The following is a 13,970-nucleotide window of genomic DNA, read 5'->3' on the forward strand; positions in this document are numbered from 1 at the left end:
CGGTTGGCAAAAGATTGCCATCATCTTGGCGAGTTTGGCAATATCGGTGGGGCCGCGCCGTTTCCGCGGGCGGCCCCACCCCGGGGGCCGGGGCGGGGGCACCTCCGATCGAAGGTGGTTCGATGTCTCGCGACCGCTCCTACGACATCGCCGTCACCGGTGTGTCCGGCCGGTTCCCCGGCGCCTGCGACCTGCGTGCACTGTGGGAGGCCCTCAAAGAGGGGCGCATCCTGACCAGGCGCTATGCCAGGGATGAACTCCTGCGGGCAGGGGTGCCGCCGGAGGTTGCCGACGACGCCGACTACGTTCCGGTCCACGGGCACCTGGAAGGGGCCGAGCGGTTCGACAACGCCCTGTTCGGGATCGGCCCGCGCGAGGCCGAGCTGCTGGACCCCCAGCACCGGATGATGCTCGAGGCGGCATGGGCGGCGTTGGAGGACGCCGCCGTGGCCCCCGCCCGCGCCCCCGCCACCGGTGTGTACGCCTCGGCCGCCGGCAGCGGCTACCTGCGCGCCATGGTCGCCGGAGGAGGCCTGGACCCCCTTGCCCTGGACGATGCCGTGCACGGTTCGGAACCGGACTTCCTCGCCGGGCACATCGCCTACCGGCTGGGGCTGGACGGACCCGCGATGGCGGTGCAGACCGCCTGCTCCTCCTCGCTCGTCGCGGTGCACACGGCAGTGCAGGCGCTGCTGGCGGGCGAATGCGACCAGGCGCTCGTCGTCGCGGCGGGCGTCCCCTACCCGCAGGCCGGATACCTGCACGTTCCCGGGGGGATCCACTCTCCCTCGGGGCGCTGCCGGCCGTTCGACGCCGAGGCGGACGGGGTCGTCGCCGGCTCGGGGGTGGTGTGCGCCGTCCTGAGGCGGCTGGAGGACGTGCCGCGGGACGCCCCCGCCCTCTACGGCACCATCCTGGGCACCGCCGTCAACAACGACGGCGCGGCCAAGGCGGGCTTCTTCGCCCCCTCGCCCGCCGGCCAGGAACGGGTGATCCGCGCGGCTGTCGGCGCGGCCGGGATCTCGGCCGAGACGATCGGCTATCTGGAGGCGCACGGTACCGGTACGCGCCTCGGCGACCCGATCGAGTGGGAGGGCGCCTCGTCGGCCCTGGCGGCCGAGGGCGCTCGCCCGGGCGGTGTGGCCGTGGGGGCCCTGAAGGCCAACATCGGGCACCTGGACAACGCCGCGGGCCTGGCCGGACTGGTCAAGGCGCTGCTGGTACTGAGGGAGGGGGTGGTCCCGCCCGTGGCCGGGTATGCACGGATGAACCCCCTGCTGGAGTCCGAGGGCAGCCCGCTCTACGTCCCGGACCGCTGCGCCCCGTGGGGCGGCCCCGAGCCCCGGCGCGCCGGGGTCAGCTCGTTCGGCATCGGCGGAACCAATGCGCACGTGGTCCTGGAGGCCGCGGTCCCCCGCGGGCGGACCGCCGCCGCGTCCCGGCCGTCCGACGGGCGCGTGCGGCTGTCCCTGCTGTCCGCGGCGGACGCGGGGGCTCTGGACCGGACCGCCGCGGGCCTGGCCCGGTACCTGTCCGAGGCCGTTCCCGATCCCGCCGACGTCGCGCGGACCCTGGCCACGGGCCGCGCCGAGCTGCCTGAGCGGATGGCGGTCGCGGGCCGGACCCGGGAGGAGATCGCCGGCCGACTCGCCGCCGCGCCGGAGGCGGTCCGGGGGCGGCGTCCCCCCGAGGGGGCGCCCCCCGTCATTCTCCTCTTCCCCGGGCAGGGCGCCCAGGCGCCGGGTATGGCCGCACCGCCGGCCGAGGCGCTCCCCGGTTTCCGCCGGTCCCTGGAGGACTGCCTGGACGCCTTCGGGCCGGACCGCCCCGCGGGGCTGGAAGAGGCCCTCTTCGACCCTGCGGCCGGCGCCGAGGCGCTCGCCGAGACCGAATCGGCCCAGCCCGCGCTGTTCGCGGTCGGGTATGCGGCGGCCGAGGCGCTCGCCGGGCTCGGGGTCGCCCCCGTGGCCGTGGCCGGCCACAGCCTGGGCGAGATCACCGCGGCCTGCGCCGCCGGGGCCCTGTCCCTGGAGGACGCCGCCCGGTTCGTCGCCGCCCGGGGGCGCGCCATGCAGGGGTGCCCGGAAGGGGCGATGCTCGCGATGGGGTGCGGCGAGGACCGCGCGCGCGAGCTGATGGCCGGCTCCGGGGCGTCCGTGGAGATCGCGGCGGTCAACTCCGAGGACGGCTGCGTCGTCGCGGGGGCCGTGGAGGAGGTCGACGCCTTCGCCGAGCGCGTGCGCGGCCGGGTCCCGGTGCGCCGGCTCGCCTCGCGCCGGGCCTTCCACTCCGTCCTGATCGCCCCCGCCGCCGGGGCCCTACGCGCGGCGGCCGCGCAGATGCGGGCGGGAAGGCCCGCCGTGCCGGTGGCCGCCGGTGCCTCCGGGACGCTCATCGAGGCCGGGGCGGTGTACGACCCCGGCGGGCTCGTCGAACAGGCCCTGCGCCCGGTGCGGTTCGCCGATGCTCTGCGGGCGATCGCCGAGCGCTATCCAGGGGCGGTCGCGGTGGAGGTCGGCCCGGGGCGGGCCCTCTCGGCGATGGCGGCCCGGGCGGGCCTGGACACGGTCCCCCTCGCGCCGGGGGGTGCCGACCCCGCGGTGGAGGCGGCCGAGGCCCTCGGGGCCCTGTGGACGATGGGACAGCCGCTCGATCTCGCCTCACTGGCGGGGGAGGGGCGGTGTGTCCGCCTGCCGACCTATCCCTTCGGAGGCCGACGGCGGCGGGCGCGCGAGGCCGAGCCGGCCGCGGCACCGGCGCCGCCGTGCGGCCCGCAGCCCCGGCCGGACCCTGCGGGCGACCGGGCGGACGCGGGCGGGGCGCCCGGCGGGGAGGTGGCGCAGGTGCTGGAACAGGTCTGGGCCGAACTCCTCGGCCACGAGAGGCCGTCCCCGGACGACGACTTCTTCCGGATGGGCGGGGACTCTCTGCTGGTGACCCGCATTGCCCGCGAGGCCGGACGACGGCTCGGAATCCGGATCCCCGTCCGCGACCTGCTGCTCGGGCGGACGCTCGGCGGCCAGATCACCCGTGTGCGCGAGCTCGCGGAACACGGGCGGGCAATACGCGGCACGGACTGAGTTGCCTAACTTATTGCCCAAATGTGCCAAGCCTGGCAAAGTAGGGGGCGACGGCCCGCCGCCCCCCGAGGAGGAAGACGTGTGGAGTGCGACCCCCCGCACCAGGGCTCACCTGGCGCCGGAGCTCCGGCCGTGAGCGGGAAGGTGCGCGGAGACGGCGGGGTCCGTGATACCGCCCCGGCGCCCCGGAGACTGACCGCCGCCCTCAGCCTGGACACCCTCTTCGGAAGTCTGGGGCTCTTCAGCGTCCTGCCCATCCTCGGCCTGCTGCTGGCCGACCGGACCGGCGGGGCGGGAACGGGCCTGGTCGGTGCGGGCCTGTTCAGCTACACGGCCTCGGCCGGCCTGTCGGCGACGCTGGCCCACCGCTGGATCGCGCGGCTGGACTACCGCACCGGCATGCTCGGCGCCCTCCTGACCACGGGGCTCGCCTTCGGCCTGTTCCCCTACGCGGGGGAGGGGTGGGCCCTGTGCGCGGTCCTCGCGCTGGCCGGGTTCGGGGTCAGTGTCCACTTCCTGCTCTCCCGGGTCCTGGTGGCCGAGATGGTCGCCGGAGGCGTTCAGCGCAACCGTGTCTTCTCCGTCCTCCTCGTCGCGGTCAACGCGGCTTCGGCGGTCGGCCCCTTCGCCGCCAACCTGCTCTACGAAGCGGCCGACCCGCGCCTGCTCATGCTGGCGGTCGCGCTCTGCTACGCCGCGGCCGCGGCCGCGCTGCTGCCGGGCCTGCCCCGCGGTCGCCGGCCGCGGCCGGCGTCGGGCGCCTGGCCGGTCGGCCGGGCGGTCCTGGCCCGCGTGGTGCGGAGCCCGCGGATGCGGCGCGTGGTCCTGGCCGCAGGGCTGGGAACCTTCGTCTACGCCCAGTTCTTCTCCGCGTTCGCGCTGTACGTGGGCAAGGAGTTCGCGTCGCCGGCGGTGAGCGCGGCGCTGATCGCCGGTCCCTCGCTGGCGGTGGCCCTGGCACAGACCGGGGTGACCGCCGTGGCGAACCGGGCCCTGCGGTCCGGTGCCCCGCCGTTCCTCCTGCTCGCCTGCGCAAATCTGATCTTCGGCGCGTCCATGGTGACGCTCGGGGCAGGCCTTCCCCCGCTCGCCGGAGCCGTCGCGGCCGTAGCGGTGTTCTGCTGTGCCGAGATGGTCTTCGGCCCCATGACGAACACCGCCTTCGCCGAGCTGCCGATCGAGTCCAGCATGGAGGCCTTCAACCTCCGACAGCTGTGCTGGTCCTGCGGAGAGGCGCTCGGCTCCTTCGCCGGCGGAACCCTCTTCCTCGCGCTCTACCTGGCGGGGGACGGCGCCCTCTACTGGCAGGGGCTCGGCGCGGCCACCCTGGTCGCGACGGCGGCCCTTCTCGTGGCGGGTCGGGGCTCGCCCGGGCCGTGACGCCCGGTGCCCCCCGCCCCCGTGCGCCCTCGCGGTTCGGCGTCCCCGACCGCCCGCCCGCAGTGCAACCACTATCGGCACAGGGAGTGACCATGTCCGCATCCCCCCGGCTCGATGCCGGTCCCGGCGCAGGGACCGGACCCGCACCGGAGTCCGCACCCCCCCGAAGAGAACACCCCGACGGCGCCCTCGCGCTCGGCGCCGGTCCGCCGCTCCCGCCGCCGCACCCGCTCGTGCACGAATCGGTCGCCGAGGTCGTCCGGACCGCCCCCGAGCGGACGGCGGTGCGCGGCGCCGACCGCGCGATCACCTACGCAGAGCTCGACGCCTGGGCCGAGCGGATCGCCACCCGCCTGACCGGTCTCGGTGCGGGCCCCGGCCACCGTGTCGGGGTCCTCGCAGAGCCGTCGGCGGCCATGGTCGCCGCCGTCCTCGGCGTGGTGCGCAGCGGGGCCGCCTACGTCCCGGTCGATCCCGCAAGCCCCGACCGGCGCATCGCCGAGGTCCTGCAGGACGCCGGCGCCGTCGCGGCGGTGACCGCGGGCGCGCTGGGGAACCGGGCCCACGGTGCGGTCCCGGCGATCGTCCGTGCCGACGGCGCGGACGCCCCCGGAGCCGGGAGCGCACCGCGGCGCCCAAAGAAGGGCGGGCGCGGCGATCCTCCGCGCACCGCCGCCGCGGCGCAGGACCCGGCCTACCTCGTCTACACCTCCGGCAGCACCGGCGAGCCCAAAGGGGTCGAGGTCGACCACGGCCGACTGGCCGCCTCCACCGCCGCGCGGCGGACCGTCTACCCCGGAGCCCCCGTGTTCCTCCTGGTGTCGCCGCTGGCCTTCGACTCCTCGGCCGCCGGTATCTGGGGAACACTGACGGCCGGCGGCACACTGGTCGCGGCCTCCGCCGACGAGGTGCGCGATCCGGAGAGCCTCGTCGGCCTGATCCGGCGCCACCGGGTCACCCGGACCCTGTGCGTGCCGTCGCTGTACCACCTGCTGCTCGACGCCGCCGAACGGGTCGGCCCACAGGCGCTGCGCACGCTGCGGACGGTCGTCACGGCCGGAGAACCGCTGCCCGCGACCCTCGTGGCGCGCCACTTCGCGCTGCTGGGCCGGTCGGCCGAGCTGGTGAACGAGTACGGGCCCACCGAAGCCACCGTCTGGGCCAGCTACCACCGCTTCGCCGGACCGGGCCCGGTCTCCATCGGGCGCCCGATCCCCGGTGCCCGGCTGTACGTCCTGGACGAGGAGCTGCGCCCCGTTGCGCCCGGCGCCGACGGGGAGCTGTTCATCGGCGGTGCGGGCGTGGCCGACGGCTACCGGGGCCGTCCACGGGAGACGGCCCGGGCCTTCCTGCCGGACCCGTTCGCCCCCGGACCGGACGCGCGCATGTACCGCACGGGAGACCTGGCGAGGTGGAACCCGGACGGGACCCTGGCCTTCCTCGGCCGACGCGACCAGCAGGTCAAGATCCGCGGCCACCGGGTGGAACCGGGCGAGGTCGAGGCCCGCCTGGCAGCCGTCGAGGGGGTGCGCGAAGCGGTCGCGCTCCCCGCCCCCTCCGGAGACGCGCTGATCGCCTATGCGGTGGCCCCCGCGGGGCCGTCCCCGCGGGAGCTGCGTTCCCTGCTGCGGGAGCAGCTGCCGACGGCCATGGTCCCCTCGCGTGTCCGCGTGCTGGAGTCGCTGCCCCGGACCCCGAACGGCAAGGTCGACCGGGCGAGGCTGCGGGAACGCGCCGCGGAGGAGGGGGAACCGGGGGCGCCCCCTGGTACGGGGCGCGGTCCGAGCAGGGGAGCCGGCCCTGCGGAGCTGGTGGCCCAGGCCTGGAGCGAGGTGCTCGGCGCCCCGCCGCCCGCCACCGATGTCAACTTCTTCGACGCCGGCGGGAACTCGTTCACGATCATCCGGCTCCAGGGGGCCCTCGCGCGTCTGACCGGCACGCGGCCGTCGGCCGTCGACCTTTTCCAGCACACCACGGTCGAGGCTCAGGCCGCCCTGGTGGGCGGGTCGGCGTCCGAGGACGGCCAGGAGGAGCGGGAACGCCGGTCGGCCGCTCGCCGGGAGCGTGCCCGCCGGGCACGGGAGTGGCGCCGGGAGCGGGGGGCACGCGCATGAACGGCGACGCCGACCTGTGGCTGCAGTGCACCGCCCCCGACAGCGGGGCCCGCATGCGGCTGATCTGCCTGCCGCACGCGGGCGGTTCCGCCTCCTTCTACCGGGAATGGGGAACCCGGATGCCGGGCATCGAGGTCCACGCCGTCCGCTACCCGGGCCGTGCCGAACGGATCGCCGAACCCGCCCCGTGGGACCTGCGGGCCCTGGCCCGGGGCATCGCCGATGCGGTGGAGACGCTCTCCGACCGCCCCTTCGCCCTGTTCGGCCACAGCATGGGGGCGGCGGTCGGCCTGGAGGCGGCCAGAGCCCTGGAGGCACGCGGCGCCCCGCCTGCCCATCTGTTCGCCTCCGGATCCCGCGATGCGCCGTACCCGTCCCCCGAGGCGGCACCGGACGAGGACGATGCCGAGCTCCTGCGGCGGCTCGTCGCGCTCGGCGGCACCGACCCCGAGATCGCCGAGTCGCCGGAGTTCCAGGAGCTCGTCCTGCCCTATGTCCGCTCCGACGGGCGGATGTTCCACGACTACGTCCCCCGGGACGAGCCGCCCCTGGCATGCCCGGTGACGACGATCGTCGGCGACGCGGACACCGAGGCCGACCGCCGCCCCTGGAGCCGGCTGACGACCGGCCGCTTCTGTGAGCGGCGGGTGTCCGGCGGCCACTTCTACCTCACCGCCGCCCCTCCGTTCGCGGAGGTTCGGCAGGCCCTGGACCTTCCGTCCCGCCCGAGTGCGGCGCCCCCGTGGGGCACCGCACTCGCCCCGACAAGCCCCGGCCCGACGAGCAGTGGAGGTGAACGAGGTGTCGGTCTTCGATGACCCTGCGTTCTTCGGCGAGGTCTGGGCGGACCTCTACGACGAGGGGGTGGACCTGGACCCGGCGCCCGCGGTGGAGTTCCTCGCCGAGACGGCCGGGGGCGGCCGGGTGCTCGAACTGGCCATCGGGACCGGCCGCGTCGGCGTCCCGCTGGCCGCCCGCGGCGTCCACGTCGAAGGCGTGGAGGGCTCGCGGAAGATGGTCGCCAAGATGCGCGCCAAGCCCGGCGGGGAGCATATCCCGGTGACCATTGGCGACATGGCCGACGTCCCGGTGGAGGGGCCCTACCGCCTCGTCTTCCTCGTGTACAACACCCTGTTCAACATTCTCGACCCGGACCGGCAGGCCCTCCTGTTCGCCAACGTCGCCCGGGTCCTCTCCGACGACGGTGCGTTCGTGGTGGAGTGCTACGTCCCCGACCCCTCCCGCTTCGACCAGGGGCGCGGCGCGGGCAAGGGGCGTGTGGAGGCGCTGGAGGTCACCGAGGACTCCGCGACCATCGAGGTCTACTCCTTCGACGCCGCGGCCCAGCGCTTCCTCAGCCAGAAGATCACCTTCGGCGCCGACGGCGTCCGCCTCAGACCCCATGCGGAGCGGTTCTGCCGGCCCGAGGAGATGGACACGATGGCCGAGCAGGCGGGGCTCGTGCTCAGCGAGCGGTACCAGGACTGGGGGCGTGCCCCGTTCGGTCCCCACAGCGCCGGGCACGTGTCGGTGTATCGCCCGGCCCCGGCTCCGCGCGAGCAGAGCGGGGGATCGGCATGAACCGGGTGGCCGAAGAGATCAGGAACAGGAGCGGGCGCTGGCTGGCCGTCCTCGGACTGCTGCGGCACGTACCGCCGGTCCTGCTGGTCGCCGCCGTGCTGCTCAACGTCCTGCTGGGGGTGCTGCCGCTCGGATTCGTCGTGGGCATGAGCGTGCTGCTGCACGGGCTGCCGGAGGCGGCCGGAGGCGCGCCCGGGGCATGGGAGGCACTACTGGCCGTGCTCACCGTCACGGGGGGTGCCTTCGTGGCCCAGCAGGTGTCGGCGCCGTTCCAGAGCGCTCTGGGCGAGCTCGTCACCCGCCGGGTCGACCAGCGCTGCCGGGGCATGCTCATGGAGGCGGCGCTGCGGGAGGTCCCGGCGACGGCCCTGGACGATCCGCGGTCGCTGGACCGTCTCGGCGCGGCGCGCGAGGCCTTCGACCGGGCCTCGGCATCGCCCGGGGACGCGGCCGCCGGGGCGCTTGCCCTGATCGCGCGGTACACCCAGCTCGCCGGGGCGGTCGCGCTGGTCGGCTACGCCATCTCCCCGGTGGCGGCCGCGGTCATCGGCGCGACGGCGCTGGCGATCCGGTTCGGCCAGCGCGGATCGCTGGGGGCGTTCGGCGACTTCTACGACGGTCTGGCCCACGACCGCCGCAAGGCGTCCTACGTCAAGTCCCTGGCCACGGGGGTGCACACGGCCAAGGAGGTCCGCCTGCTCGGGCTGCTCGGCTGGCTGCGCTCACGGTACGCCGCCGAACACGGGGACTACCTGGCCGTGATGTGGCGGGGCCGGCGCCGCCTCCTCGCCGGGCCCTTCCTCCTGCTGTCCGCGGTCGGGGTGCTCGGGGCCTCCGCGGTCCTGGGGATGCTGGTCGCCGAGGTCGCCCAGGGGCGGACCGACCTGCTCCGGCTCGGCATCGCCCTGCAGGCCGTCATGGTCCTGATGCGCTTCGGCGTCTATTTCCCCGAATGCGACGTTCAGACCCAGTACGGATCGATCGCCTACCGCGCGCTCACGGCGTTCCGCGACGAGGCGCACGGGCGGCCCGCCCTGGAGGTGCGCGCGGCGCGGTCGGCGGACGGACTGCCCCAGGCGGCGATCCGCTTCCAGGGCGTCGGTTTCGCCTACCCCCATGAGGATCGGCGGGTCCTGGAGGGGATCGACCTCGAACTGCCTGCGGGGACCTCCACCGCCGTGGTCGGCCTCAACGGGGCGGGCAAGACCACGCTGGTCAAACTGCTCACCCGGCTCTACGACCCGACGAGCGGGAGCATCACGGCCGACGGGATCGATCTGAGGGAGATCGATCCGCACGCGTGGTACCGGCGCCTCTCCGTGGTCTTCCAGGACTTCGTGCGCTACGAGCTGAGCGCCGCCGAGAACATCGCCTTGGGAACCGCCGAGTCCGGGGCGACCGAGGCCGACCTGCGCGAGGCCCTGCGCCGGGCCGGCGCCGAAGCGGTGGTGGACGCGCTGCCCGATGGGCTCCACACGGTGCTCTCGCGGGAGTACCGCGGGGGGCGCGACCTGTCCGGAGGGCAATGGCAGCGCATCGTCCTGGCGCGCGCCCTGCACGCCGCCCGCGCCGGAGCCGGCGTGATGGTCCTGGACGAGCCCACCGCCCAGCTCGACGTGCGTGCCGAGGTGGAGTTCTTCGACCGCTTCCTGGACATCACCGAGGGGATGACCACGCTGATCATTTCGCACCGCTTCTCCACCGTTCGCCACGCGGACCAGATCGTCGTGCTGGAGCACGGCGGGATCGCCGAGCGCGGCACCCACGAGGAACTGGTCGCCGCGGGCGGCCGCTACGCCGAGCTCTTCCGCCTGCAAGCAGAGCGCTTCACCACCGCGGAGCACGACCCCGACCCCCGACCCCTCTCGGACGCGGCCTCATGAAGGACATTCTGACCACGTCGCGCTGGCTGATCGCCCTGGCCTGGCGCACCGACCGGGTCCGCCTGGTCAAGGCCTTCATCCTGCTGGCCTCGGGGCACCTGGCCACGCCCGCCGCCGCGATGGCGCTCGGCGCCTTCACCGACCACGCCGTCGAGGGGGCGGTCGCGGCCGCCGCCGCCCTGGGCGGCTGCATCGCCCTCCTCCTGGTCGCCGAGCTCATGCTGGGCCACTTCGCCCACCTGTACTACTTCGAGGTCGGCGAGAAGGCCGAGGCCGAGCTGGTCGCGGAGCTCGCCGACCGGGTGAACGGCAGCCCCGGCATGGAGCATCTGGACAGTGCCGAATTCGCCGACTCGGCCGTGCTGGTGGGGGAGGAGATCCGCAAGCTGAGGGCCTACGTCGAGGCCCTGCTCCAGATCTGGGCCCTGGCGGTGCAGCTAACGGTCACCTCCGTCCTCCTCGGCTCGCTCGACCTGTGGCTGCTGCTCCTCCCCCTCAGCGCGGTCCCCCCGGTCCTGATGAGCCGGTACGCCCAGCGCCTCATCGAGCGCGGGCGGCACAGGGCCGCCGAACGCGTCCGCCTGGCCCGCCACCTTCTCCACACGGCGACCTCGTCCCGCTCCGCCCAGGAGGCGCGGATCGCCGGTGCGGCGCCGGCCCTGGTGCGCCGGCACGACCGGAGCTGGAGCGAGGCCACCGGCATCATCGGCCGGGGACACACGGTCGGCGCCGCGATCCGCGCCCTCGGGCTGATCGTCTTCGCCCTGTCCTGCTGCGCCGCCGTGTACCTGGTGCTGGGCCGGGCGGTGGCCGGGACCGCGAGCATCGGCGACGTGGTCCTGACCATCACGCTCGCGGTCCAGCTCAACGGCCAGGTCACCAACGCGCTGCAGAACCTGGCCACCCTGCAGTCGGTCGGACACACCGTGCGCCGGCTGGAGTCGCTGCGCGGGGCCGCCGAGGTACCGCCGACCGGGGCTCCGGCCGCGGCGCCCGTCGTGCTCCGCAGTGCGCCGCGGCGGCTGGAGGACGGCATCCGCCTGGAAGGGGTGGGCTTCACCTACCCCGGAACCGACCGCGAGGTGGTGCGCGGCATCGATCTGCACCTGGCGGCGGGGAGGACGACGGCGCTGGTCGGCGAGAACGGCGCGGGCAAGACCACGCTGGTCAAGCTGCTGTGCGGGCTCTACCGGCCCACGTCGGGGCGCATCCTGGTCGACGGCGTCGACATGGAGGAACTGGACCCCCGGGAGTGGCGGGCCCGCGTGGCGACGCTCTTCCAGGATTTCGTCCGTCTGGAGTTCCTCGCCCGTGAGCACGTGGGCGCCGGGGACCTCTCGCGGCTCCGGGACGACGGCGCCCTGTCCGAGGCGGTGGCCAAAGCCGGAGCCGGCCCCGTCCTGGAGCGCGTGCCCGGTGGCCTGGACGGCCCGCTGGGGCGCGGTTACACCGACGGCGCAGAACTCTCCGGCGGCCAGTGGCAGACCCTCAGCCTTGCGCGGGCCTCACTGCGCAGCTCCCCCCTGCTCCAGGTGCTCGACGAGCCGGCGTCCGCCCTGGACGCGGCGGCCGAGCACGCGGTCTTCGACCGGTATGCCGCGTCCGCTGCCGAGGGCCGTGCCGTGGGCGGTGTGACCCTGTTCGTGTCGCACCGCTTCTCCACGGTGCGCATGGCCGACCAGATCGTGGTACTGGAGCAGGGACGCGTCGAGGAGAGCGGGGGCCACGAGGCGCTCATGGCGAACGGGGGCCTGTATGCGGACCTGTTCTCGCTGCAGGCGAACAGCTACCGCTGACCGGCCGGGGGCCGGCGGCCACGAGTGGAGAGGAGACGATGATGTCGGAAACCGGGGCCGAGGAGGTGCCCGTCGACGCCGATCTGGCACGACGCCTGGTCGCCGAGCAGTTTCCGCAGTGGGCGCACCTGCCGGTGGTACCGGTGCCCCGGTCGGGGATGGACAACGCGACCTTCCGGCTGGGGCGGGAGATGACGGTGCGCATGCCGCGCTTCGAGCGGTGGGCCGAGCAGGTCGAGCGGGAGCAGCGGTGGCTGCCCTTCCTGGCCCCGCAGCTGCCCCTGCCCGTCTCGCGCCCCATCGCCAAGGGCGAGCCGGGCTCGGGATACCCGTTCTCCTGGTCGGTGTGCGCGTGGCTGGAAGGGGAGGCCGTCGGCGGGGAGGAGCTGGCCGACCCCGAGCGGGCCGCCCTCGATCTGGCCGAGTTCATCCGCGCACTGCACAAGATCGACGCATCCGGCGGGCCCGGTCCCCGCGCGAGCAACGCCTTTCGCGGGGTCCCGATGGGCGATCCGCGGGATTCCATCGCGGTGGAGGAGCGCGTGCGGCCCAAGATCGAAGCGCTCGAAGGCCTGGTCGACACCGACCGGGTACGGGCGGTGTGGGAGGAGGCCCTGGCGGCGCCGCCGTGGGAGGGGCCGGAGGTGTGGATCCACGGCGACCTCGCGGCCGGGAACCTGCTCGCGGTGGAGGGGAGGCTGAGCGCGGTCATCGATTTCGGCACGGTGGCGGTGGGGGACCCGGCATGTGATCTGCTGCCGGCGTGGAAGTTCCTGCCTCCGCGGGTGCGCGGGGTGTTCCGGGAGGCGGTCGGGGTGGACGAGGCCACGTGGGCCCGGGGCAGGGGGTGGGGGCTGGCGTCCTCGCTCCCGGTGCCCGACGACCCCTATTTCGCCAGTGATCCCCGGCGGGTGGAGAGCGCTCTGCGCGAGCTCGATGAGATCCTCGGGGACCTGCCCTGAGGCATTCCCACCGTTCGGCGTCCGGGCCGGGGCATGCGCGCCCCGGCCCGGAGGCAGGACGAGGGGCGTGTCAGGAACCGCCGACCGCGGCAGACTCGATCCCCGCACGGACGGCGTCCAGCACCACCGGTTCCAGGAGGGCCCCCACGGCGGGAAGCCAGCGGGCGGGTACCACCCGTCGTACCGCACCCGGCCCGAGCGTGGACAGCGCGGTGCGGGCCGTCGGGCCGGTCAGGTCGAGGGAGGCGCCGTCCTTGCCTTCGTGCTCGGCCGCGATGACGCCGAGGAGGAAGGCGACGATCCAGACCTCGGCCAGCGGGATCTCGCCGAGCCGGTCCTCCAGCAGCGCGCTCTCAGGGCGGCGCGCCAGGGACGACTCCAGCCCCGCCATCAGCCGGGCATGGTCGATGCCGCGGGCCAGGAGGGCCCGGCGGGCCGATGTGCGGATCCACCCGTCCACGGTGGAGGCGTCGGGGAGGCAGGCATCGGAGTACTGGCCCCAGAAGTCGTAGTAGGGGATGCCGGTCAGCCCGGTCAGTTCGGAGTAGGGGGCGTCGGAGACCGGGGCGGGCGGGAGGCAGACCGACCAGCGCCTGCCCATGACGCCGTTGCCGACGATGCTGTCCCGGTCGTCGTGGCCGAGGAGGTTGGCGACGGGGATGAGCACCTCGGTCCCGTGATCGGCCAGAAACCGCAGGAGCGCGACGTCGTCCGGCTCGCCGGACCCCTGCCGTGTCGCGGCGTACTCGGCGAACGCGCGTGCCGTCGCGGTGGGCAGGACCAGTCCGACGCAGGGGACGTAGTCGTCGACGACGGGCGCCAGGGTGAATCCGCGCATCGCCGCGATCCGGACCGCGTGTGAGGTGCGTGACCCCCATTCGGTGAACAGGGAGAAGGCCGCCTCGGGCCGGGCCCGAAGGAGCGCGGTGAGGCGGTCGCCGAACCCGTCGACGGGCAGGGCGTCGTCCTGCAGGACCAGGTGGTGGGTGGCCTCCGGAGGCGCCGCGGCCCAGGCCGCCCGCGCGCTGCGCAGGGCGGACGGCGGACCGTCGGGATCGGGGTCCCAGACCACCTCGGCGCCGAATTCGGGGAGGCGGTCGGCCAGCGAGCGCGCCGTCCCGGCGCGCTGCGGATGGGCCATCACGGCCGCCGACAGTCGGACATCGGACATCGG

The 13,970-nt window shown here is 74.8% G+C and carries 9 protein-coding genes; 8 read left to right on the top strand and 1 reads right to left on the bottom strand.

Annotation, left to right across the window (positions count from 1 at the left end; translation table 11 throughout):
* Window positions 1–122: 122 nt before the first annotated feature.
* From C892_RS0117490 to C892_RS0117525, 8 genes are all read left to right on the top strand, one after another.
* Window positions 123–3,080 (top strand): type I polyketide synthase, encoded by a 2,958-nt coding sequence (locus C892_RS0117490; protein ID WP_017558238.1) that lies wholly within the window; start codon window positions 123–125, stop codon window positions 3,078–3,080.
* A 132-nt stretch (window positions 3,081–3,212) separates the two neighbouring features.
* A complete protein-coding gene (locus C892_RS0117495) occupies window positions 3,213–4,460 on the top strand; it encodes an MFS transporter (RefSeq protein WP_017558239.1) in 1,248 nt (415 codons plus the stop codon).
* A 92-nt stretch (window positions 4,461–4,552) separates the two neighbouring features.
* A complete protein-coding gene (locus C892_RS0117500; protein WP_152513412.1) occupies window positions 4,553–6,574 on the top strand; it encodes a non-ribosomal peptide synthetase in 2,022 nt (673 codons plus the stop codon).
* Window positions 6,571–7,392, top strand: coding sequence for a thioesterase II family protein (locus C892_RS0117505; RefSeq protein WP_040685485.1), 822 nt, complete (start codon window positions 6,571–6,573; stop codon window positions 7,390–7,392). The genes C892_RS0117500 and C892_RS0117505 overlap by 4 nt, the downstream gene beginning before the upstream one ends.
* Window positions 7,376–8,155, top strand: coding sequence for a class I SAM-dependent DNA methyltransferase (locus C892_RS0117510; protein WP_051060561.1), 780 nt, complete (start codon window positions 7,376–7,378; stop codon window positions 8,153–8,155). Before C892_RS0117505 ends, C892_RS0117510 begins: the two co-directional genes overlap by 17 nt.
* Complete coding sequence (locus C892_RS0117515; RefSeq protein ID WP_017558243.1) at window positions 8,152–10,038, top strand: ABC transporter ATP-binding protein; 1,887 nt, start codon at window positions 8,152–8,154, stop codon at window positions 10,036–10,038. Before C892_RS0117510 ends, C892_RS0117515 begins: the two co-directional genes overlap by 4 nt.
* Window positions 10,035–11,834 carry an ABC transporter ATP-binding protein gene (locus C892_RS0117520; protein ID WP_017558244.1) on the top strand — a complete coding sequence of 600 codons (1,800 nt, stop codon included), beginning with the start codon at window positions 10,035–10,037 and terminating at the stop codon, window positions 11,832–11,834. Before C892_RS0117515 ends, C892_RS0117520 begins: the two co-directional genes overlap by 4 nt.
* A 41-nt stretch (window positions 11,835–11,875) precedes the next feature.
* Complete coding sequence (locus C892_RS0117525) at window positions 11,876–12,796, top strand: aminoglycoside phosphotransferase family protein (RefSeq protein ID WP_017558245.1); 921 nt, start codon at window positions 11,876–11,878, stop codon at window positions 12,794–12,796.
* A 70-nt stretch (window positions 12,797–12,866) separates the two neighbouring features.
* Here the strand turns inward: C892_RS0117525 and C892_RS0117530 are convergent, their stop codons facing one another.
* On the bottom strand, window positions 12,867–13,967 hold the full coding sequence (locus tag C892_RS0117530; protein WP_017558246.1) for a hypothetical protein: 1,101 nt from the start codon (window positions 13,965–13,967) through the stop codon (window positions 12,867–12,869).
* Window positions 13,968–13,970: the final 3 nt, after the last annotated feature.

Source organism: Nocardiopsis baichengensis YIM 90130, assembly GCF_000341205.1.
In the GTDB taxonomy this organism is placed as follows: domain Bacteria; phylum Actinomycetota; class Actinomycetes; order Streptosporangiales; family Streptosporangiaceae; genus Nocardiopsis_A; species Nocardiopsis_A halophila.

Bases quoted from the DNA above. Each gene is read 5' to 3' on its own strand.
- C892_RS0117515 (WP_017558243.1), top strand. From the start codon at position 8,152: ATGAACCGGGTGGCCGAAGAGATCAGGAACAGGAGCGGGCGCTGGCTG.
- C892_RS0117520 (WP_017558244.1), top strand. From the start codon at position 10,035: ATGAAGGACATTCTGACCACGTCGCGCTGGCTGATCGCCCTGGCCTGG.
- C892_RS0117530 (WP_017558246.1), bottom strand. From the start codon at position 13,967: ATGTCCGATGTCCGACTGTCGGCGGCCGTGATGGCCCATCCGCAGCGC.
- C892_RS0117505 (WP_040685485.1), top strand. From the start codon at position 6,571: ATGAACGGCGACGCCGACCTGTGGCTGCAGTGCACCGCCCCCGACAGC.
- C892_RS0117490 (WP_017558238.1), top strand. From the start codon at position 123: ATGTCTCGCGACCGCTCCTACGACATCGCCGTCACCGGTGTGTCCGGC.
- C892_RS0117525 (WP_017558245.1), top strand. From the start codon at position 11,876: ATGTCGGAAACCGGGGCCGAGGAGGTGCCCGTCGACGCCGATCTGGCA.
- C892_RS0117500 (WP_152513412.1), top strand. From the start codon at position 4,553: ATGTCCGCATCCCCCCGGCTCGATGCCGGTCCCGGCGCAGGGACCGGA.